We start from the raw sequence: 21,616 nt of genomic DNA, 5'->3' as shown, positions 1-21,616 counted from the left end.
CTCCTCGTTGGGGATGCGGATCGCTAAAAGTAGTCGGTCGATAAAATTACGAACGTAATATGTGCGTTTCCGGACATTTCGGTCAAGGCTTCAGGCAAGCGACAGGTTGCGCATCTTTAGATAAGCGAATTTGTGTACGAATATTTCACGTTTTTCGTTATATCGTAACGATAAGACCGGTGAATCAATGGCTTTGGGGTGATATGCAAGTCGATCTGAATGTCGATGGCACGCAAGTGACCGGGTTGCCGCGCTTTCAACAAGCGTCCACGCAGGGGCGACGTTTGCGTCGTCTGGCCATCGGTCTCGGCGCATTGGCCGGGGCAGGGTGGCTGCTGGCGATGTTTGTCGGGTTGTTTGCCGCGCAATCGATATGGCCGGCATTGCTGGTGAATCTGGGCGCGGCGTTGCTGGTGCTGGTCGCCGGCCTGCAGTCGGCGTGGTGGTTGACGCAATGGCGTGCAGGGGTGATTGACCCGCCGATATCGGTGGCGCTGACCGAGGAGCTGAAGCCAGTAGCGCCGGATGGCTGGTACGAACGGCTGCTGGAGCGGTTGAGTCAGTGCGGCCTGCACCTGCTCGGTCAGATTGGCGCGACCACGTTGTGGCTGGGCGGCTGGTCAGTACTGGTGGTGCTCGCCGTCGGGCAGGTGTGGAATCTGGCATTGCCTGCCGCTGCGGTCGGGTTATCGGCCACGGTGGGCGCGGCGCTGATGTTGCTGCTGGGTTTCGGCCTGCTGGTGCTGGAGCGGCAACTGGCTCAGGAGAGTCCGGCGCAATGGCCGGAAGCCGGGTCCCTCGCGCAACTGGCGCGAGTGGCGATCATCAGCCTGGTGCTGGGCGCGTTGTGCCTGCTGTTCGCCAGCGAGGCGTCGGTGTGGCCAGTACGGCTTGCGGTGTTGATCGGGATCTTGCCGGCATTCGTCGCGATCGAGTTGCTATTGCGCGCATTTCTATCGGTGTTCAGCCCTCGACGCGAGCAGCTCGAACCGACCCTGCTGGCGCGCAGTTTTGTTGCCGATATGCTACGCTGGCCACCGCAGCCGTTGCTCGCCTTGCAGCATGAATTGCACAACCGTTTCGGCATCGATCTGCGCCAGATCTGGGCGTTCAGCTATATGCGCCGGGCCTTCCTGCCGTTACTGGCGCTGGTCGCTGCGGTCGGCTGGTTGCTGACCGGTATCCACGAAATCCCGCTGCAAGGGCGCGGTATCTACGAGCGCTTCGGCAAGCCGGTGCAAGTGTTCGGTCCGGGATTGCACGCCGGTCTGCCGTGGCCGTTGGGCCGTGTATTAAGCGTCGAGAACGGCGTGGTGCACGAGTTGGCAACCAGCGTCGGCGATGCTCCGGCGCCGACACAGGCTGACCCCGCCGAAGGCCCGGCGCCGATGACCGCCAACCGCTTGTGGGATGCCAGCCACGTCAACGACAAATCCCAGGTGATCGCCAGCAGCCGTGGCGATCAGCAGAGCTTTCAGATCGTCAACATGGACGTGCGCTTCGTTTATCGCATTGGTCTGCGTGATCAGGATGCCTTGGCCGCCACTTACAACAACGCTGATGTGCCGACGCTGATTCGCAGCACCGCGAGCCGGATTCTGGTGCACGATTTTGCCTCGCGCACCCTCGACGGTTTGCTCGGCGCTGACCGGGTAGGGCTGGGCGAAGAAATCGGCCGCGCAGTGCAAGGTGATCTACAGAAACTCGACAGCGGTGTGGAGATTCTCGCCACCGTGGTCGAAGCGATTCACCCGCCAGCCGGTGCGGCTAATGCTTATCACAGCGTGCAAGCAGCACAGATCGGCGCGCAGGCGTTGATCTCCCGTGAACGCGGCGCTGCGGCAGAAGCCAGTAATCAGGCGCAGTTGCAGGCCAGCCTGGCCCGCGATCAGGCGAGTGCCAGCGCCCGTGAAATCAACGCCACCGCGCAGGCGGCGGATCTGAAATTCAAGGCTGAGCAGAAAGCCTATTCCAGCGCTGGCCAGGCGTTCGTGCTTGAGCAATATCTGAATCAGCTCAGCATGGGTCTGAACAAGGCCAAATTGTTGGTACTCGACCACCGTTTAGGCGGCAGCAGCAATGCGCCGACCATCGATCTGCGTACGTTTACGCTGCCGGCTGATCCGACGCCTGCGCGCACCACCGCTCAACCAGGAGTTGCCCCTTGAGCCAGTCGCACTCTCACGATTCCCATGACCACAGCGGCCACGATCATGGCCACGCCGGGCATCACCATCATCATGGGCATCATCACCATCACCACGGAGCGCCGGAAGAGGCGGGGCCGCTCCCGTGGCGGCGCATGGGCTGGGCGCTGTTGCTGGTGGGGTTTGCCATCGCGGCGGCAAGCCTGGTTCAGGTGCGCTCGGGCGAGGCCACCGTCATCACCCGTTTCGGTAATCCGTCGCGGGTGCTGCTTGAGCCGGGTTTGAGCTGGCGCTGGCCGGCGCCGTTCGAAGCGGCGATCCCGGTGGATCTGCGCCTGCGTACCACCTCGAGTGGTTTGCAGGATGTCGGCACCCGCGACGGTTTGCGCATCATCGTTCAGGCCTACGTGGCGTGGCAGGTGCAGGGCGACCCGGACAATGTGCAGCGTTTCATGCGCGCGGTGCAGAACCAGCCGGACGAAGCGGCGCGGCAGATTCGCACCTTTGTTGGTTCGGCGCTGGAAACCACCGCCAGCAGTTTCGACCTGGCGGATCTGGTGAATACCGATGCCAGCAAAGTGCGTATCGCCGATTTCGAAGCGCAACTGCGTCAGCAGATCGACCAGCAGTTGCTGGCCACCTACGGCGTGCGTGTGGTTCAGGTGGGCATCGAACGCCTGACCTTGCCTTCGGTCACGCTCACGGCCACGGTTGATCGGATGCGCGCCGAGCGTGAAACAATCGCCACCGAACGCACCGCCATCGGCAAGCGAGAAGCCGCGCAGATCCGTTCTGCGGCCGAGCGCGATGCGCGAATTGTCCAGGCCGATGCCACGGTGAAGGCCGCAGAAATCGAAGCACAGTCGCGGGTCGAAGCCGCGCAAATCTACGGCCGTGCCTATGCTGGCTCGCCGCAGCTGTACAACCTGCTGCGCTCACTCGATACCCTTGGCACCATCGTTACGCCGGACACCAAGCTGATCCTGCGCACCGACGCCGCGCCATTCCGCGTGCTGGTGGACGGCCCGCCGACTGTTGAAAACAAATCCGGATCGCAGCCATGAGTGATGAAGTTCCACGTGGAACACATTCGTTGAGCAGTCCGTGGATTCAGGCCGGACGCCTGGCGTTTTTCGCCTTATATGCGGTAACGGTATTGGCTGCGTTGGCGTGGGCGTTTTCCAATGTGCGGCAGATTGATCCGCAAAATCGCGCGGTGGTCTTGCACTTTGGCGCACTGCACCGCGTCCAGAATGCCGGGCTGTTGCTGGCTTGGCCGCAGCCGTTCGAGCAGGTGGTTTTGCTGCCGGCAGCGGATCGGGTCATCGAGCGCCGAGTGGAAAACCTGCTGCGCAGCAGTGAGGCGATCAAGGCTGATCGTGTAGCAACCTTCGCCACGCCACTGAGCGATGCACTGGCCGGTTCCGGCTATTTACTGACCGGCGACGCCGGCGTGGTGCAACTGGATGTGCGGGTGTTTTACAAAGTCAGCGATCCCTATGACTTCGTGCTGCAGGGTGATCATGTGCTGCCAGCACTGGATCGGCTGGTCACCCGCAGCGCTGTGGCCCTGACCGCTGCTCGGGATCTGGATACGATTCTGGTCGCTCGGCCGGAGTTGATCGGTGCCGATAATCAGGCCGCCGAACGACGCGAGCGTCTGCGCGGTGATCTGGTGCAAGGCATCAACCAGCGTCTGGCTGAGTTGAAGGCGAGTGGGCAGGGCATCGGCATCGAAGTGGCGCGGGTCGACGTGCAGTCGAGTCTGCCGGATCCGGCCGTCAGCGCCTTCAATGCGGTATTGACCGCCAGTCAGCAAGCCGACAAAGCCGTCGCCAATGCACGCACCGAGGCGGAAAAACTCACCCAGACTGCGAACGAGCAAGCCGACCGCACGCTGCAAGTGGCCCATGCACAGGCAGGCGAACGCTTGGCCAAAGCCTCTGCCGACACTGCCACGGTCATGAGCCTGGCCAAGGCGCAACAACAAGGCACCGACCCGCAGATGCTCCTGCGGCTGTACCGCGAACGCATGCCGAAAATTCTTGGTCAGGCCGGTTCGGTGACCACGGTCGATCCGAAAGACGATTCCCGCCTGATCATTCAGGGAGCCAGTAAATGACTGCGACCACCGCTGCACCGAGCCTGTTGTCCTCGGCCGAACAGCGCCGCGCCGCGCGGCTATTGACCCTGGCGATGCTCGCCCTTGGCTTGCTCGGCCTCGGTCTGCTCTGGCGCTGGCTGTTACCGGAGCAAACCGGTGTCAGTCAGTTGCTGCTGGGTTTCGCTTCTCTATTGGTGGCGGTGCCGGTGATGCGCTCGGCGTGGTACAGCTTGCGTTATCCGAGCCTGCATGGCATCACCGATCAACTGATTGCCCTGGCGATGCTCGGTGCTTGGGCGACCGGCGATCTGCTGACCGCCGCGTTGCTGCCGATCATCATGATCTTTGGCCACGTGCTGGAAGAGCGCAGCGTGATCGGTTCGCAGGAAGCGATCCACGCCCTCGGCCAATTGACCCGCAGCCACGCCCGCAAGATTCAAGCGGACGGCTCGATCATTGAAGTCGACAACGGCACCCTCCAACCCGGTGACACGGTCGAGGTGCGCGCCGGGGATCGTGTGCCCGCGGATGGTCGGGTGTTGTTCGGCCAAGCCAGCCTCGACACGGCGTCGATTACCGGCGAGTCGGTGCCAGTGGAAACGGCAGTGGGCATGACCGTGTTTGGCGGCGCGATCAACCTCGATGGCTTGCTGCGCATTGAGGTGACCCGCACCGGTGATCAATCGACGCTGGGCAAAGTCATCGCGCTGATGCAGAACGCCGAACGCTCGAAACCGCCGATCACCCGTCTGCTTGAACGTTATGCCGGCAGCTATATGGTGCTGGTGTTGCTGTTGGCGGCAGTGACCTGGTTTGTCACCCATGACGCGCAAGCGATGCTCGCGGTGCTGGTAGCCGCATGTCCTTGCGCTTTGGTGCTGTCGGCACCGGCCACGGCAATTGCCGGAGTGGCGGTGGCGGCGCGCCACGGCATTCTGATTCGCAGTTCGGCGTTTCTTGAGGAGTTGGCAGATCTCACTTCACTGGTGGTCGACAAGACCGGCACGCTGACTTACGGCACCTTGCGTTTGCAATCGATCAGCAGCCCGCGTCTGGATCAGGCCTCGGTGATGGCGCTGGCCGCCAGTCTCGGTGCGGCCAGCAGTCATCCTGTCAGCCGGGCGTTGGCGGGGCTGGTGAGTCAAGAGCAGAGCCTGTCGCTAACAGATATTCACGAGCGTCAGGGTCTTGGGGTGGTCGCCATGACCACGCAGGGCGAGGCGGCGCTGGGGCGTCCCGAACTGTTCGCGCAACTGGGCATCGTCACTACCATCGTTCCCGAGCACGACGGGCCGATTGCCGGATTGGCACTGAACGGCGAATTTGTCGCCTGGCTGTTGCTGGCCGACAGCGTCAAACCAGAAGCGCGCTTTGCCCTCGCTGAATTGCGCGAACTGGGGCTGGGTCGCCAGTTGCTGTTGACCGGCGACCGCCAGAGTGTTGCGCAGACCCTGGCCCGCGAGGTCGGCCTGCAAGAGGTGGAAGCGCAGGCGCTGCCTGAGGACAAGCTCAACCGCGTGCTCAAGGAAATCGACAACGGTTTCCGGCCGATGGTGGTGGGTGACGGCATCAATGATTCGCTGGCGCTCAAGGCCGGGGTGGTGGGTGTGGCGATGGGCGCCGGCGGTGCCGACATCGCGCTGGCCTCGGCGGATATCGTGTTGATCGGCAGCGATCTGCGCCGTCTGGGCACCTGTGTGCGGCTGAGTCGTCAGTGCCGTCGAACCTTGCAGGTCAACGTGATCATCGGTCTGGGCTGGACCCTGGCGATCGTGGTGTTTGCGGCGTTCGGCTGGCTCGGCGCGGCCGGGGCGATGATCGCCGCGCTGCTGCACAACCTCAGCACGCTGCTGGTGTTGGGCAATGCCGGACGGCTGCTGCGGTTTCAGGAGCCATTGCTCAAGCTCAAGGATGATCACTGAAGTGAGTTTCAGCGAACTGTGCGCCGAATAGGCAGTCATCTATGGAGAGGGCGCACACTTCACGCCGTTACCTGGGCTAAAGCAGTAGTGGGTGCATGACGGCATGCAGGAGCGCCTGGAACGATAGTCTCGGCTAATTAAATCGATAGCCTGCTATTTTTCAAGGATGGTCTACCCTCAGATCTGACGTCTGAAACAAGGGGGATTTTCCATGCTCGCGCAACTTCCACCGGCCTTACAGAATCTGCAGCTTCCGCTTCGCTTGCGACTCTGGGATGGCCATGAGTTCAACCTGGGGCCGACGCCCAGCGTCACCATTGTGGTCAAGGACCCGACGATGGTCACCCAGTTCACCCATCCGAGTCTCGACGCGCTGGGGGCGGCGTTTGTCGAAGGCAGGCTGGAACTGGAGGGCTCGATCAGCGAGGTCATCCGGGTCTGCGACGAATTGAGCAGTGCCTTGCTCGATGAAGACGAAGGCGCTCAGCCGGTGCGTGCAGTGCACGACAAGGAAACCGACGCCAAAGCCATTTCCTATCACTACGACCTGTCCAACGCGTTCTATCAGCTGTGGCTGGACAGCGACATGGCGTATTCCTGCGCGTATTTCGAAACCGGCAGCGAAACTCTGGAACAGGCACAGCAGGCCAAGTTCCGACATCTGTGTCGCAAACTGCGTTTGCAGCCCGGTGATTATCTGCTGGATGTCGGTTGCGGCTGGGGTGGTCTGGCGCGTTACGCGGCACGTGAATTCGGCGCCAAAGTGTTCGGCATCACCTTGAGCAAGGAACAGCTGGAACTGGCCCGGGAGCGGGTCAAGGCCGAGGGCCTGGAAGATCAGGTTGAGCTGCAATTGCTCGACTACCGCGATCTGCCGCAGGACGGGCGTTTCGACAAGGTAGTCAGCGTCGGCATGTTCGAACACGTCGGTCACGCCAACCTCGCCGAGTACTGCAAGGTCCTGTTCGGTGCAGTGAAGGAGGGCGGTCTGGTGATGAATCACGGCATCACCGCCAAACACACCGATGGTCGTCCGGTAGGACGCGGCGCTGGCGACTTCATCGAGAAATACGTGTTCCCCAACGGCGAGCTGCCGCACCTGGCGATGATCTCGGCCGAGATCAGCGAAGCCGGACTGGAGATCGTCGACGTCGAAAGCCTGCGCCTGCATTACGCACGTACGCTGGATCACTGGAGCGAGCGTCTTGAGGACAACCTCGAAGCGGCCGGGAAACTGGTACCGGATCAGGCGTTGCGTATCTGGCGGCTGTATCTGGCTGGATGTGCCTACGCGTTCGCGCGTGGCTGGATCAACCTGCACCAGATTCTTGCGGTGAAGGCGCATCCGGATGGCAGCCATGAACTGCCCTGGACCCGCGACGACATTTATCACCCCTGAGGCCTGACGACCGTTCGCTCGTTCGAGCGAGCGGCCGGTTAAAGAATCGGTGAAATAAGCCGGGCGATCCGCATGCCGAGCTGTTGCAGGCGGTGGATCTCCCGGCTTTCTTCTTTGGCGACTTCATAAGCCTGCTCGAAGTCTTCGTTGAGCATCTGTTCCACGTGGGCGGCGAACTCGCTGTCGACGGTAAGCAGCATCACTTCGAAATTCAGCCGGAACGAGCGGTTGTCCAGATTGGCGCTGCCGATGGCGCTGATTTCGCTGTCGATCAGCACCACTTTCTGATGCAGGAACCCCGGTTCGTAGCGGAACACCCGCACGCCAGCGCGCACCGCTTCGAACGCATACAGGCTGGACGCGGCGTAGACGATGCGGTGATCGGGACGCGAGGGTAGCAGCAGGCGCACGTCGACGCCGCGCAGCACCGCCAGGCGCAACGCGGCGAATACTGCCTCATCGGGAATGAAATACGGGCTGGTGATCCACACTCGTTCCGTCGCCGCGTGGATGGCTTCGACGAAGAACAGTGAACAGGTTTCGTAGGCATCCGCCGGGCCGCTCGCCAGCAATTGGCAGAGCACGCCATCTTCCGGGTAGACATCCGGCAGGATCAGCGGTGGCAACGTCCGTGCTGCCCAGAACCAGTCCTCGGCAAACGACTCCTGCATGCAGGCCACCACCGGCCCGCGCACCTGAACATGGGTATCGCGCCACGGCGCCAGGGGCGGTTTCTCGCCCATGTATTCATCGCCGACGTTATGCCCGCCGACGAAGCCGAGTACGCCATCGACCACGACTATTTTGCGGTGGTTGCGGAAATTCACCTGGAAGCGATTGAGCCAGCCGCTGCGTGTGGCGAAGGCTTTGACCTCGACACCGCCATCGCGCAGCGCCTGCACATAACTGTGGGGCAAGGCGTGGCTGCCGATCCGGTCGTAGAGCAGATGAATTGCCACACCTTCCGCGGCCTTCTTCAGTAACAGGTCGCGCAGGCGCTGCCCTAGGCGGTCGTCATGGATGATGAAAAACTGCACCAGTACGGTTTCGCGCGCTTGATCGATAGCCTGGAAAATCGCCTCAAAGGTCGCGTGGCCATTCACCAGCAGTTGCACCTGGTTGTTCGCCAGGCACGGCATGCGTCCCAGTTTGGGCATGGCGCGCAGCGAGGCGTAGGCCTTCGAGGCGCGGGCGGTGAGGGCTTCTTCAACCCACGGGCGCCAGTTCAACTCGGAGATCGCCTGACGCATCTGTTCGTTGGCTTGACGCCGCGCCTTGATATAGCCGTCGAAGGTGCTGCGGCCGAAAACCAGATAAGGGATGAGGGTCAGGTAGGGAATGAAAATAAGCGACAATGCCCAGGCGATCGAGCCTTGGGCGGTGCGTACAGTCAGCACCGCATGGATCGCGGCGATCAAGCCGAGGCTATGTATCAGGGCGATCAGATAACCGAAAATGTGCGGTCCAAAATAATCCATGGGGCAGCCTTGCTCCTGAAGACTCAATGCGTAACAGACCATGTTCCGAGGCGAATGTCGCTATTTAATTGGTGCATGAACCGAAGCAATCGGCCGACGTCTAACGGCCACTACTGATCAGGAGTTTTTCGATGAACGTTCGTCTGCTGGGTTTGGCGCTGGGCCTGGGTTTGGCAATGCCGGTGGTTGCGCAGGCGCAAATGCTGCAGCCGGGGCTATGGGAAATGACCTCGAGCAACGTCAAGGTCGATGACCAGCCCATGGATGTGCAATCGATCCTTGGCCAGTTGCAAGGCCAGATGACCCCGCAGCAGCGTGCGGCGCTGGAGAAAAACGGGATCAACATCGGCGGTAAAGGCATTCGTGCCTGCCTGACGCCGCAGCAGGTGGCGACCAATGATATTCCGCTGGCCGATCCGCAGTCGGGCTGCAAACAGCAGATCACCGAGCGCACCGGCAACCAGTGGAAATTCCGCTTCAGCTGCCCGAAAGCGCAAGGCACCGGGGTTGCCACGTTCCTCAGTGATCGTGAGTTCACCACGGTGGCCAACGGCACGTTCAATGCGATCGGGATCAACCAGAAGGGCAGTCTGGAAACCCGCGCGGTGTGGCTGGGTCAGGATTGCGGCACTGTGAAGCCAAGAGCTTAAAAGCTTCGCGAGCAAGCCCGCTCCCACAGGGGACAGCACAATCCTTGTGGGAGCGGGCTTGCTCGCGAAGGCGTCTTGGTTGTCACCGCATGAATCGCAGCGCCAGCCCCTGACATCCTTCGTTGATACGCTGCTCTCGCCAGGCAATCTGCCCCGACACCAACGTGGTATTCACCCGATAGCGAAAAGTCTTGTCAGCAAACGGCGTCCACCCGCATTGCGACAGAATCGGTTGCCGCGACACTTCAAGAGCGACAGGCTCAACCAGCACCAGATCCGCCCAATACCCCTCGCGCAAATAACCCCGATCCGGAATCGCAAACAGATCCGCCACGCGATGGCTGGTCTTCGCCACTAACGTGGTGATCGGCAGCACGCCATCGGCCACCAGCTCCAGCAGTGCCGGCAAGGCGTGTTGTACCAACGGTAAACCGGACGGTGCATCGGCATACGGGCGCTGTTTTTCTGCCCAGGTATGTGGCGCGTGATCGCTGCCGATCACATCCAGTCGATTGCTCAACAAGGCCTGACGGAGCGCGTCTCGGTCGGCTTGTGTCTTGATCGCCGGGTTGCATTTGATCAGGTTGCCGAGGGCCGGATAGTCGCGGTCATCGAATAGCAGATGATGCAGGCAGACTTCGGCCGTGATGTGTTTCTGGGCGAGCGGCTTGTCCTCGAACAACTCGAGTTCGCGAGCGGTGGTCAGATGCAAAACGTGCAGGCGGGTGCCGTGACGTCTGGCCAGTTCCACTGCCAACGAAGAGGAACGGTAGCAAGCCTCGGCATCGCGAATCAGTGCATGGATATTCGCGGGCAGGTGTTCGCCAAGACGTTCGCGCAGACGTGTTGCATTGGCCTCGATGCTCGGCGTGTGTTCGCAATGCGCCAGCAGTATCGTCGGCACTTCGGCGAATAAACGCTCAAGCGTTCTCGGATCGTCCACCAACATATTGCCGGTGGAGGCACCCATGAACACTTTGACCCCGGCCACTTCGCAGGGGTTGAGCGCGGCGACGGTGTCGAGGTTGTCCTGGCTCACGCCAAAGTGAAAGCCGTAGTTGGCCACGGAGTTAATTGCCGCCCGACGCTTTTTATCCGCCATCGCTTCGAGGGTGAGGGTGGGCGGCTGGGTGTTGGGCATGTCCATGAAACTGGTGATGCCGCCCGCCACCGCTGCGCGCGACTCGGTGTGGATGCAGCCCTTGGCCGGCGCCCCCGGCTCGCGAAAATGCACCTGGTCATCAATCATCCCCGGCAACAGCCATTGGCCATTGGCGTCGATTTCCACACGGGCATTTTCACCGTCGATGCTGCGCGCGATCTTGACGATGCGGCCATGGCTGACCAGCAGATCACCGTCGAACTCGCGTCCTTCATTGACCAGTCTGGCGTTGCGAATCAGCACGCTGCTCATGATTCAGAACTCGTTCTGCAAGGCTTTGTAGCCGCGTACCAGATCGACATTGGTGCGTGCCACGTCTTCGGAAAACTCCGAAGCGCTGACACTCACCGGCGGGAACTGCGAGAGGTCGGTATTGGGGCCGATGCGGGTGGTGGAGGGTACGTAGAACGCACCCGGCAAATCGCGGCCATCGACCACCGAGTTGTGCCGCACCACACAGCCGTCACCGACCACGCAATTGAACAGCACGCTGTTGAAGCCGATGAACACCCGGTCGCCGACTACGCACGGGCCGTGCACGATCGAGCGGTGAGCGATCGAGGTGAATTCGCCGATGGTCACCGCGGCGCCGGATTTGGAATGGATCACCACGCCGTCCTGGATGTTCGAATTGGCGCCGATGGTGATCGGCTCCATCGCACCGGAGGCGTCCACCTCATCCGCGCGAATCACGGCGTAGGGACCGACGAACACGTTCTCGCCAACGACCACCTTGCCGCAGATGATCGCGGTTTTGTCGACGTAGGCCGACTCGGCAATTTGCGGAAGATCGCCGGAAGGATTTTTACGGATCATGGCTGGCTCAGTGCGTCGTAAAGGGTGTTGAGGTTGTATTCGAACAGTCCGGTAAAGGTGCTGGCCGGGCCACTGGCGGCGAGGGCATCGGAGTAAAGGGTGCCGCCGATGTGTGCGCCGCTTTCGTCGGCGATCTGCTTGAGCAGGCGCGCGTCCTTGATGTTTTCCATGAACACCGCTTTGACCTTGGCCTGACGGATTTGGGTAATCAGTGCGGCGACTTCGGCGGCTGACGGTTCACGCTCTGTGGACAGACCTTGCGGCGCCATGAAGTCGATGCCGTAGGCCTGCCCGAGATAACCGAAGGCATCGTGGCTGGTGACGATCTTGCGATTGCCCGGTGGCAGCGAGCCGAGCTTGGCCTTGGCTTCGGCGAGCAGGGCGTAGATCTGTTTCAGGTAGGTCTGGCTGTTGCGTTGGTAGTCGGCCTTGTTCGCCGGATCAGCGGCGATCAGCGCCTTGGTGATGTTGGCGATGTACAGTTCGGTATTGGCCAGGTTGTGCCAGGCGTGCGGGTCGGGAATGGTCTCGCCGTCTTCCACCAGCGAGCGTGGAATTACGCCATGACTGGCATTGATGACGGGGGCTTTGGTCTCGGTGCTGGTCACCAGGCGATCGAGCCATGGCTCGAAACCCAGGCCATTCTTGATAATCAGTTTGGCTTTGAGCAGCGCTTTGGCATCATCAGGCGTCGGTTCATAGGTGTGTGCGTCGGCGTCCGGGCCGACCATGTTGGTGATCTGGATATGCTCGCCACCCACCTGGTGAACCATGTCGGCGAGGATGCTGAAGCTGGTGACCACCGGCAATTTTTCCGCCGCCGATAACGACATCGACAGCAGCAAGCTGAACAACACGAGTAGAGCGCGCATCGGGAAACACCTCATTGGGATGTGAGCAAAGGCGGGCGGCGCAACAAGCCGTGCACCGGCCCGAACACCACGGACAGCAGATAACCGATACCCGCGACCAGCACGATCGCCGGACCGCTGGGCAGCGAGTAATAGAACGAGATCAACAATCCGCATCCCACCGAGAGGCAGCCGATAAGCGCCGAGATGGCAATCAGGCTCGGCAGGCGACGACTCCAGAACCGTGAAGCGGCGGCGGGCAGCATCATCAGGCCGACGACCATCAAGGCGCCGATGGCCTGGAAACCGATTACCAGATTGAGCACCACCAAGGTCAGGAACACGCCGTGGGCGAGAGGGCCGAGGCGGCTGACGGTTTGCAGGAATAGCGGATCGAGGGTATCGAGCAGCAGTGGTTTGTAGATCAAGGCCATGGCGACCAGACTCAGTCCCGACACCCACAACATTCCGTTAAGGGTCGGACCGTCGACGGCGAGTGCCGAGCCGAACAGCAAGTGCAGCAGGTCCAGGCGCTTGCCGGCGATGCCAAGAATCAGCACGCCACTGGCGAGCGAGATCGGGTAGATCGCGGCGAGGCTGGCGTCTTCGCGCAGGCCGGTGCGACGGGTGATCCAGGCGGCGAGACCGGCCATGCCCAGGCCGGCGCCCAGACCACCGAAGGTCAACGCGGGCAGACTCAGACCGGCGAACCAGAAGCCCAATGCTGCGCCGGGAAGGATGCCGTGGGCGACGGCGTCACCGATCAGGCTCATGCGCCGCAGGATCAGAAAAACGCCGAGCGGCGCTGTGCTACAGGCCAATACCAGTCCGCCGAGCAGCGCTCGGCGCATGAACACGAACTCGCTGAACGGTTGCCAGAGGTGGGCTACGGTGAGCATCAGGCCACCTGCATATCGGGTGTTTGCTGGATCAGGTCGGTACTGGGGCCGAACAGGCATTCGCGGTTTTTGATCAGCAGTGTCCGCGGGATGTGTTGACGGACGGCGGCGAGGTCGTGGCAGACCATCAGCAGTGTTCGTCCTTCGGAGTGCCAGGCATGGATGTGTTGCCAGAGTAACTGCTGGCCCAGTTCATCGAGTGCTGCGTGGGGTTCGTCGAGCAGCAGCAATTGGGCGTCGGTCAGACTCAAGCGGGCGAGCAGAGCGCGCTGCAACTCGCCACCGGAAAGGGCCATCAGCGGACGTTTTTCCAATCCGCTCAAGTGCCAGTTTTCCAGTGCGTTACCGAGTCGTTGCGCTCGCAGTTGCGTCGACAATCGACGGCCCCAGAAACCCGCAGCCACCAGTTCTTCGAGACTGATGGGGAACTGCCGGTCAAGGTGTTGCTGTTGCGGCAGAAATGCCAGGCCGCCCTGGCGTGGAACACCCAGTGCGACCTTTCCCGATAACGGCTTCTGCAATCCGGCTATGACTTTCAGCAGGCAGCTTTTACCGCAGCCGTTGGCGCCGATGATGGCGCTGAGGCTGCCGTGTTCCAGCGAGAGGGTCAGTGGCGAAGTCAGTGGTTGGCCGGGTGCGCCCCAACTCAGGGTGTGGCAACGGATCATGCGAGCTCCCGTTGCCAACGGCTTTCAGCGACAGCGTCGTGGGCGTGCAGGCTTTCGGCGTGGATCACTCGCAGGTGGAAGCCACTGACGCCGGGAGATCGACGCAGGGCCAGATTGAGTCGTCGCGCGGCGTCTTCGCAGAACATCAGATTCTGCCCATTGGCCAACGCGAAGGCTTGTTCGTCGGCGCGTTTCACGGCGGTTTGCACGGCGGTGCCGAGCGCCGCTTCGGCGTCATTGATGATCACACTCAGGGGAAGCTCGTCGATAAACTCGTCGAGGTGCATATGCAGATGCGCGGTGCTTCGTTGGCTGTGCGGGGTGGCGACAATGCCTTGACTTGATCCAAGCCAGGTCAAAACTTCGGCATGTTGCAGTGGCTTGTTGGCGAAATCATCGATGAATTGCTGCTGAATCAACTGCCGCGCCAACGCTGCTGAGCAGGGGCAAGTTGAGGAGTAGGGCAGATCAATTTTCAGTTCCACGTGGAACACTTGGTTTTTCAGACTCGCTGAAATGCTCACTGGGTAGCTCTTCCAACCCGCTAGAGGGCTGACTAACGCAGGCCTTTTCAGCAGCACTTCGCAGTGGATTTTCAGGTAGGCGCTGTTGGATAAACCATCGTGGCTGACCAGAAATTCCTCGAGAACCTGCCGTAATAAGGAGGGTGATAGGTCCTGCCGCTCAAGTGCCGCCAGTGCGAGGTATAGCCGCGACATGTGAATGCCGCGCGCTTCGCCATCATCGAGACTCACGCCTGCATCTACTTTTGCGCTCAGACGTTGGCCTTGCAATACAACTGGCAGAGCAATGCCGCACATTCCCACCCAATCAAGCGGTAACGCCTGCCGAGCGGCTTGAGTCGCAATATCCGGAAGTGTTAGCGAATTCATGTTCGGAACCATCGTGTTGATTGAATTAGATGTTACATTATAACAATTCAAATCACGATGCCTTTTTCATGAACAGACTTTCATATGCACCGACGTCATCTGCTCAACCTGCTTGTGGCCAGCACGGCTTTGGCTTTTCCCTTCACCGTTTCGGCTACGCAAATTCGCAATGCACGCCTCTGGCGTTCGGATGACAAGCTCAGATTGGTGTTCGATCTGAGCGGTCCGGTGCGCTACAAAACCTTTTTGCTGAGCGCTCCAGAACGCTTGATCATCGACCTTTCCGGGGCGAGTTTGAGTGGAGATTTCAGTCAATTGACGCTTGCCGATACAGCTATTCATTCGATTCGATCAGGGCGTTTTGGTCAGGGTGATACACGGATCGTTCTCGATCTGAACCATCCGGTGCTATTGAACAGCTTCCTTTTGGCGCCTCAAGATGGCCAAGGGCACCGCTTGGTGCTTGATCTGGTAAACGCCAAACAGGCATCAAGTCCGGCAATGGTTCCACGTGAAACACCCTCGAATCAGGCTCACCCCAAGCGCGACATCATCGTTGTCGTTGATCCCGGGCACGGCGGGAAAGACCCAGGTGCGGTTGGCGCCAAGGGTGAGCGAGAAAAAGATGTGGTTCTTGCCATCGCTCAATTGCTCGCCAAACGCCTGAAAAGGGAGAAAGGCTTCGACGTAAAACTGGTGCGCAATGATGATTTCTTCGTGCCACTTCGCAAACGTGTGGATATAGCGCGCCAGCACAAGGCCGACATGTTTATCTCAGTGCATGCCGATGCGGCGCCACGTCTAACGGCGTCGGGAGCGTCTGTGTATTGCCTGTCCGAGGGTGGCGCGACGTCTGCGACTGCGCGCTTCATGGCACAGCGAGAGAACGGCGCGGATCTGCTGGGCGCGACCAGTCTGCTCAACCTTAAGGACAAGGATCCGATGCTCGCCGGCGTGATTCTCGACATGTCGATGAACGCCACCATTGCCGCCAGTTTGCAACTCGGCAGCACCGTTCTCGGCAGTCTGGCGGGCATTACCACGCTGCATCAGAAGCGCGTGGAACAGGCAGGGTTTGCCGTGCTGAAGTCGCCGGACGTGCCGTCGATTCTGGTGGAAACCGGCTTCATTTCCAACGCCCGTGACAGCCAGCGCCTGGTCACGCCTCGACATCAGCAGGCCGTGGCGGATGGTTTATTCGAAGGGCTGCAGCGTTACTTCCAGAAAAATCCGCCAGTAGATAGCTACATCGCCTGGCAGCAGGAGCAGGGAAAAGCGCAGGTTTAGCAGCCGGTGATCCGGCTGCAGGTGAACTTCGCGCTGTTGCCGCCAGAGCTGGAAAAGCGATTGATCGTCGTCCAGCCGACGCGATGGGTGTAGCCAACCCAGGCTTCGCCGTCAGAGGCGATTCCGGTGAAGAACGTCAGTTGTCCGAAGCGACTGTTGGTCTGCGCCCAGTAGCGATTGCCGTCCTTTTCAAAGCCACGCAGGTAAATCGTGCTGCCCACCGTGTTTACGCTGTAGGTATTGCCCTGCGCATCGATGCAGGCCAGCAGATTGGCGCTGCGTGTGCAGTTGGCGGGCGGGGGAGTTTTCCCCCAGGCATTGGCCATCGACAGCAATACGAGACTCAGCAGCGAGCATTTCAGGGCAATTTTCATCTCGGTATCCGATGGGCAGTTTGCGTGCAGCTTCCAGCGCTTTATCGGTTCGGGCAAGAGCGGGGCTGGCTTATTTATATTGTTATACTATAACATAAATTTGAATTGAGCCTGAGCTCGCCGATTGCAAGCGTCTGCTTCTGCCAAAGCGCTGTTTTGAAGCCCAAGAACGCGGTGCGCTACGCCAAAACACGCCAAAACACGCCAAAACGCACATCGGCCACAACCTGATGAGGATTATCCAATGTCATCTCCACTTCCCGTGACCGTTCTATCGGGCTTTCTCGGCGCCGGAAAAAGTACACTTTTGAATTACGTACTACGTAATCGAGAAGGTTTGCGCGTTGCGGTCATCGTTAACGATATGAGCGAAATCAACATTGATGGCAGCGAAGTCCAGCGCGATGTCAGCCTTAACCGTGCGGAAGAAAAACTGGTGGAGATGAGCAACGGTTGTATCTGCTGTACGTTACGCGAGGACCTGCTCGAAGAAGTCAGCAAACTCGCCCGCGAAGGAAGATTCGATTACTTGCTCATCGAATCTACCGGTATTTCCGAGCCGCTACCGGTCGCCGAAACGTTCACCTTTCGTGACGAGCAGGGCCAGAGTCTCGGCGATGTCGCGCGGCTCGACACCATGGTGACGGTAGTCGACGGCGTGAATTTTCTCCTCGACTACCAAGCCGCCGAAAGTCTGGCTTCCCGAGGCGAGACCCTGGGTGATGAAGATGAACGCTCAATCACTGATCTGCTGATCGAACAAATCGAGTTCGCCGATGTACTGCTGATCAGCAAGATCGACCTCATCAGCCGACAGGAGCGCGAAGAGCTGATGGCCATCCTCAAACGCCTCAACGCCCAGGCGGAAATCATCCCGATGGTGATGGGGGAGGTGCAGCTGGAGAAGATCCTCAACACCGGGCGTTTCGATTTCGAGAAAGCCGCTCAGGCCCCGGGCTGGTTGCAGGAATTGCGCGGTGAGCACGTGCCGGAAACCACGGAATATGGCATCGCCTCGACAGCCTACCGCGCACGCCGTCCGTTCCATCCGCAGCGCTTTTTCGACTTCATCGATCGCCCATGGCCGAACGGCAAACTGCTGCGCTCCAAAGGCTTCTTCTGGCTCGCCAGCAAACCCAGCGACGCGGGCAGTTGGTCGCAGGCCGGTGGTTTGATGCGCCATGGTTTCGCCGGTCGCTGGTGGCGTTTCGTGCCGAAAAACCAATGGCCGCAGGATCAGGAAAGTACCGCAGCGATCATGGAGAACTGGACACCGAGCGTTGGAGATTGTCGTCAGGAGCTGGTATTCATCGGCCAGAACATCGACTTCGTACAGCTCAAGTCGGAGCTCGACGCCTGCCTGCTGACTGATGAAGAAATGGCCATTGGCGCAGATGGTTGGCGCAGGCTGCCGGACCCGTTCGGCCCTTGGCACGAAGAGGCCGCCTGATGCTTGCGCTCAAACTGCAGCAAAACCGGGCGCGCCATCAGCATCAGGGGGTGACGCCGAAAACGCTGACGCGAATCCTCGAAGACGACGTCAATCTCGCGGTCTGGCAGCGCCAACTGCCGCTGCACATCGCCGATTTCGCAGAGTTGCTGCTGTCGCTCAACGAGCCTTTGGCGGAATCACTGTGCATCGAATTGCCGAATGAAGACGCCGACCCTGATCTGCAAGGACTGGCCGCCGGGTTCCGTGATCTGCAAGGCTACGAGGGCTTCATCGCGGACCTGCAATGGCTGGTGAGTGCCTTCGCCTGTCTGCTGGGCGCTCGCCGCATCGGTTTGCGCCTGCGGGTGTTGGACAAAGCCATGTGCCCACGCTTCCATGTCGATCATGTGCCGGTGCGCTTGATTACAACCTACGGCGGGATCGGCAGTCAGTGGCTCAAGGACGGCGTGATGGATCGCGAGCAATTGGGCCAGGCAAACGCCGAACCACGGGACATCGCGAACATCCAGCAACTGCAGAGCGGTGACGTGGCGTTATTGAAAGGCGAGAAGTGGCACGGCAATGAAGGCTATGGCTTGATTCATCGCTCCCCGCAACCGGCGCCGGGTGAGCGACGTCTGCTGCTCACCCTCGATTGGCTCGGCTGACGGCTCAAGGCTTGAGCCACTTGCCCTGGCTCTGGCCTTCGCAGTACGGCTGCAAATACGCCGCGTCGGAGGCGACGCCGTAATAGTGGATATCCTGGCGATAGGGCATATTGGCGACTTGCGCGTTGCTGCACACGCCGAACGCGCCGCTCGGGCATTGATCGACGTACTGCACCTCGACTTTCTGCCCGGCCAGGGTCGGTTGGCAGAAGCCGTCGCTGAACAGCTTCTCGGGAATATTACGGTTCTGCTGGCAGACTTTGACGTCGAGTCGCTCGCCCTGGCTGTGTACCACGCAAGCCTGGGCCCATGCTTCGCTCGACAGCAGCATCAACAGCAACGACCATCCCATCCAACGCATGTCCAATCCCCTCAGAAAACGCCCAGTCATGTTGCAGAACATTCCTACCCATGTCATCGCCGGCCCTTTGGGCGCCGGCAAGACCAGCCTGATTCGCCAGCTCATGGCCCAACGGCCGGACGGCGAGCGCTGGGCGGTGCTGATCAACGAGTTCGGTCAGATCGGCCTCGATGCCGCGTTGCTGACCCGCGACGCCGATGGTATCGCACTGGGCGAAGTCGCCGGAGGGTGCCTTTGTTGCGTGAACGGTGCGCCGTTTCAAATCGGCCTCGGCCGTTTGCTGCGCAAAGCCAGGCCGGATCGGCTGTTCATCGAGCCGTCCGGGCTGGGCCATCCGGCGCAGTTGCTCAAGCAGTTAAGCGAAGCGCCGTGGTTGGGTTTACTGGCGCTGCAGCCCTGTGTGTTAGTGCTGGATGCCCAGGCGCTGGCCGCCGGGAAAGCCTTGCCGACCGCTCAGCAGGAGGCTTTGGCCAGCGCCGGCCTGCTGTTGCTGAACAAGGCAGAAAGTCTGGATGAGGCTGCACGGCAGACCATCGTCGAGCGTTTGCCGGCAGTCAAAATGATCTGGACGCAGCAGGCGCAACTGCCGTTGAGCGAGTTGCCGGGTGTGGCTGCGCAAGCGGGGGCTGCGGTGGATAACCTTGTTGTGCCCGAGGGATCGGGACCGATTCCGGCGATCTGGAGCGACCCGGCATCGCCGATCTGCCTGAGTCAGGCACAGGAGGGCGGTTGGAGCATCGGCTGGCGTTGGCACCCTGGACAGACGTTCGATACGCAACGTCTGAGCCAATGGCTGCAGAGCCTGGACTGGCGGCGGGCCAAACTGGTTATCCACAGCGCCGGGGGTTGGGTGTCGGCCAATGCCGTGGATAACGCCGAACTGGATTGGCAACCGAGTGAGTGGCGACGGGATTCACGTATAGAGCTGATCTTTACCGATGCACAACGTATCGATGCTTTGCAGTCAGGCCTGACGCAATGCCGGGTGCAGGCGGGTTAGCTCAAGGCTTCCACTTGTTGTGTTCCTGCCGCCACTGGCTCAGTTCGATCACTTCGGCCCGTGGGCGGGTAACTTCGACCACCGGCGGCGTATCGTCGAACGGCGCCGGGTAGGGCGCCAGTTCGATCTGTGCGCTGTGCGCGCCAAACTGGGTAATGGTGCCGTTGTGCCGGGTTTCACCGGTCACGGTGAACTCGAAGTTATAAACCCGGGCCAGGCGTCGCCGCCCGCTGGCATCCTTGATCAAACCGATTTTTTTCAACGCGACGTTACCGTCCAGCAGTTCGACGCCGACGTTGATGCAATGCTGCTTGACCCGCTCCAGCGCCCGCTCGCGCAAGCCGTGGTTGTGCCATAGCCATGCGCCGGCAGCGGCGAACAGCATCAGCACGAAGATGTTTTCGAGGGTCAGCATCAGCAGGAAACTCCAAAAGATAAGCTCAGCTTAACTGCGTCGCCGGTCTGTCGTACAGGCTGTGTTTCGTCGCATACTGCGCGGCTTGAATTTCAATCGTTTTACGGAATAACCCGAATGAAACGTACGCCTCATCTGCTCGCCATTCAGTCCCATGTGGTCTTCGGCCACGCCGGCAACAGCGCCGCCGTGTTTCCGATGCAGCGGGTCGGGGTGAATGTCTGGCCGCTCAACACCGTGCAGTTTTCCAATCACACCCAGTACGGGCAGTGGGCCGGTGAAGTGCTGGCGCCGCACCAGATCCCCGAACTGGTCGAAGGCATTGCCGCCATTGGCGAGCTGGGCAACTGCGACGCCGTGCTTTCCGGTTATCTGGGCAGCGCGGCGCAGGGCCGGGCGATTCTCAGTGGCGTCGAGCGCATCAAATCGGTCAATCCGAAGGCGTTGTACCTGTGCGACCCGGTGATGGGCCATCCGGAGAAGGGCTGCAGTGTGCCGGCCGAAGTCAGCGATTTCCTGCTGGAAGAAGCAGCAGCCGTGGCGGACATCATGTGCCCGAACCAACTGGAGCTGGACAGCTTCTCCGGGCGCAAGCCGCAGTCGCTGTTCGATTGCCTGGCGATGGCTCGGGCGTTGCTGGCACGTGGGCCGAAAGCGGTGCTGGTCAAGCATCTGGATTATCCGGGCAAGCCGGCGGACGGTTTCGAGATGTTGTTGGTGACCGCTGATGAAAGCTGGCACCTGCGTCGTCCGCTGCTGGCGTTTCCGCGTCAGCCGGTGGGTGTTGGCGATCTGACGTCTGGGCTGTTCCTCGCGCGGGTACTGCTCGGCGACAGTCTGGTGGCGGCGTTTGAGTTCACCGCAGCGGCGGTGCATGAGGTGCTGCTGGAAACCCAGGCGTGTGCCAGTTACGAGCTGCAACTGGTGCGAGCGCAGGACCGGATTGCGCATCCGCGGGTGAAGTTCGAGGCGACGGCGATCAGCCTGTAAGACCGCATTACGTCCATTCGCGAGCAAGCCCGCTCCCACGTTCGACTGCATTCCCATGGGAGGACTGCGATTCAATGTGGGAGCGGGCTTGCTCGCGAAG

Annotated in this window: 21 protein-coding genes; 11 read left to right on the top strand and 10 right to left on the bottom strand. The window is 60.7% G+C overall.

The window, feature by feature from the left end:
- The first annotated feature begins 203 nt into the window (after positions 1-203).
- From hflK (HDC30_RS12955) to cfaB, 5 genes are all read left to right on the top strand, one after another.
- Positions 204-2,168 carry a protease modulator HflK gene (hflK, locus tag HDC30_RS12955; protein WP_183783534.1) on the top strand — a complete coding sequence of 655 codons (1,965 nt, stop codon included), beginning with the start codon at positions 204-206 and terminating at the stop codon, positions 2,166-2,168.
- Positions 2,165-3,211: a protease modulator HflC gene (hflC, locus tag HDC30_RS12950; protein WP_027610319.1), complete on the top strand. Its 1,047-nt coding sequence runs from the start codon at positions 2,165-2,167 to the stop codon at positions 3,209-3,211. The genes hflK (HDC30_RS12955) and hflC overlap by 4 nt, the downstream gene beginning before the upstream one ends.
- Positions 3,208-4,269, top strand: a complete 1,062-nt coding sequence (gene hflK, locus HDC30_RS12945) for a protease modulator HflK (protein WP_027610320.1) — start codon at positions 3,208-3,210, stop codon at positions 4,267-4,269. Before hflC ends, hflK (HDC30_RS12945) begins: the two co-directional genes overlap by 4 nt.
- Positions 4,266-6,173 (top strand): heavy metal translocating P-type ATPase, encoded by a 1,908-nt coding sequence (locus HDC30_RS12940; RefSeq protein ID WP_183783344.1) that lies wholly within the window; start codon positions 4,266-4,268, stop codon positions 6,171-6,173. The genes hflK (HDC30_RS12945) and HDC30_RS12940 overlap by 4 nt, the downstream gene beginning before the upstream one ends.
- Positions 6,174-6,384: 211 nt before the next feature.
- Entirely contained in the window at positions 6,385-7,572 is a 1,188-nt protein-coding gene (gene cfaB / locus HDC30_RS12935; protein ID WP_183783342.1) for a C17 cyclopropane fatty acid synthase CfaB, read from the top strand.
- 38 nt (positions 7,573-7,610) lie between these two features.
- Here the strand turns inward: cfaB and cls are convergent, their stop codons facing one another.
- Complete coding sequence (gene cls, locus HDC30_RS12930; protein WP_183783340.1) at positions 7,611-9,050, bottom strand: cardiolipin synthase; 1,440 nt, start codon at positions 9,048-9,050, stop codon at positions 7,611-7,613.
- Between the two features lie 131 nt (positions 9,051-9,181).
- On the opposite strand from cls, the gene HDC30_RS12925 reads away from it, so the two are divergent.
- On the top strand, positions 9,182-9,700 hold the full coding sequence (locus HDC30_RS12925) for a DUF3617 domain-containing protein (protein WP_027610324.1): 519 nt from the start codon (positions 9,182-9,184) through the stop codon (positions 9,698-9,700).
- 82 nt (positions 9,701-9,782) lie between these two features.
- On the opposite strand, the gene HDC30_RS12920 is transcribed toward HDC30_RS12925, so the two are convergent.
- Genes HDC30_RS12920 through folE2 form a run of 6 tightly spaced genes read right to left on the bottom strand, consistent with a single transcriptional unit; the run spans position 9,783 to position 14,989 of the window.
- Entirely contained in the window at positions 9,783-11,114 is a 1,332-nt protein-coding gene (locus HDC30_RS12920; RefSeq protein WP_183783338.1) for a dihydroorotase, read from the bottom strand.
- Between the two features lie 3 nt (positions 11,115-11,117).
- Positions 11,118-11,678: a DapH/DapD/GlmU-related protein gene (locus HDC30_RS12915; protein ID WP_183783336.1), complete on the bottom strand. Its 561-nt coding sequence runs from the start codon at positions 11,676-11,678 to the stop codon at positions 11,118-11,120.
- Entirely contained in the window at positions 11,675-12,550 is an 876-nt protein-coding gene (locus HDC30_RS12910) for a metal ABC transporter substrate-binding protein (RefSeq protein ID WP_183783334.1), read from the bottom strand. The genes HDC30_RS12915 and HDC30_RS12910 overlap by 4 nt, the downstream gene beginning before the upstream one ends.
- Before the next feature lie 11 nt (positions 12,551-12,561).
- Positions 12,562-13,428: a metal ABC transporter permease gene (locus HDC30_RS12905; RefSeq protein WP_183783332.1), complete on the bottom strand. Its 867-nt coding sequence runs from the start codon at positions 13,426-13,428 to the stop codon at positions 12,562-12,564.
- Entirely contained in the window at positions 13,428-14,096 is a 669-nt protein-coding gene (locus HDC30_RS12900) for a metal ABC transporter ATP-binding protein (protein ID WP_183783330.1), read from the bottom strand. Before HDC30_RS12900 ends, HDC30_RS12905 begins: the two co-directional genes overlap by 1 nt.
- Complete coding sequence (folE2, locus tag HDC30_RS12895) at positions 14,093-14,989, bottom strand: GTP cyclohydrolase FolE2 (RefSeq protein WP_183783321.1); 897 nt, start codon at positions 14,987-14,989, stop codon at positions 14,093-14,095. The genes HDC30_RS12900 and folE2 overlap by 4 nt, the downstream gene beginning before the upstream one ends.
- Before the next feature lie 84 nt (positions 14,990-15,073).
- Here folE2 and HDC30_RS12890 point away from each other — a divergent pair, with 84 nt between their 5' ends.
- The gene (locus HDC30_RS12890; RefSeq protein ID WP_183783319.1) at positions 15,074-16,276 is read left to right on the top strand and encodes an N-acetylmuramoyl-L-alanine amidase; all 1,203 of its coding nucleotides are present in this window, start codon (positions 15,074-15,076) and stop codon (positions 16,274-16,276) included.
- Here HDC30_RS12890 and HDC30_RS12885 read toward each other — a convergent pair.
- Positions 16,273-16,650, bottom strand: a complete 378-nt coding sequence (locus tag HDC30_RS12885; RefSeq protein ID WP_027610332.1) for a hypothetical protein — start codon at positions 16,648-16,650, stop codon at positions 16,273-16,275. The two genes, HDC30_RS12890 and HDC30_RS12885, sit on opposite strands and share 4 nt — an antisense overlap.
- Before the next feature lie 244 nt (positions 16,651-16,894).
- Here HDC30_RS12885 and zigA point away from each other — a divergent pair, with 244 nt between their 5' ends.
- Positions 16,895-18,100, top strand: coding sequence for a zinc metallochaperone GTPase ZigA (gene zigA, locus HDC30_RS12880; RefSeq protein ID WP_097090259.1), 1,206 nt, complete (start codon positions 16,895-16,897; stop codon positions 18,098-18,100).
- Complete coding sequence (locus HDC30_RS12875; RefSeq protein ID WP_183783317.1) at positions 18,100-18,750, top strand: DUF1826 domain-containing protein; 651 nt, start codon at positions 18,100-18,102, stop codon at positions 18,748-18,750. The genes zigA and HDC30_RS12875 overlap by 1 nt, the downstream gene beginning before the upstream one ends.
- Before the next feature lie 4 nt (positions 18,751-18,754).
- Here the strand turns inward: HDC30_RS12875 and HDC30_RS12870 are convergent, their stop codons facing one another.
- A complete protein-coding gene (locus HDC30_RS12870; RefSeq protein ID WP_096795431.1) occupies positions 18,755-19,111 on the bottom strand; it encodes an NADH:ubiquinone oxidoreductase in 357 nt (118 codons plus the stop codon).
- Positions 19,112-19,139: 28 nt separating this feature from the next.
- Here HDC30_RS12870 and HDC30_RS12865 point away from each other — a divergent pair, with 28 nt between their 5' ends.
- On the top strand, positions 19,140-20,111 hold the full coding sequence (locus tag HDC30_RS12865) for a GTP-binding protein (RefSeq protein WP_183783315.1): 972 nt from the start codon (positions 19,140-19,142) through the stop codon (positions 20,109-20,111).
- A gap of 1 nt (position 20,112) precedes the next feature.
- On the opposite strand, the gene HDC30_RS12860 is transcribed toward HDC30_RS12865, so the two are convergent.
- Complete coding sequence (locus tag HDC30_RS12860) at positions 20,113-20,526, bottom strand: DUF3301 domain-containing protein (protein WP_025112628.1); 414 nt, start codon at positions 20,524-20,526, stop codon at positions 20,113-20,115.
- 117 nt (positions 20,527-20,643) lie between these two features.
- Between HDC30_RS12860 and pdxY the strand changes: the two genes are divergently transcribed.
- Complete coding sequence (pdxY, locus tag HDC30_RS12855) at positions 20,644-21,516, top strand: pyridoxal kinase PdxY (protein ID WP_027610337.1); 873 nt, start codon at positions 20,644-20,646, stop codon at positions 21,514-21,516.
- The last annotated feature ends 100 nt before the right edge of the window (positions 21,517-21,616 follow it).

Origin of the sequence: Pseudomonas sp. JAI115 (assembly GCF_014200835.1) — a bacterium.
Lineage (GTDB): Bacteria > Pseudomonadota > Gammaproteobacteria > Pseudomonadales > Pseudomonadaceae > Aquipseudomonas > Aquipseudomonas putida_A.
The sequence above is the reverse complement of the archived record's forward strand: the minus strand, read 5'-3'. Positions and strand labels throughout refer to the sequence as shown.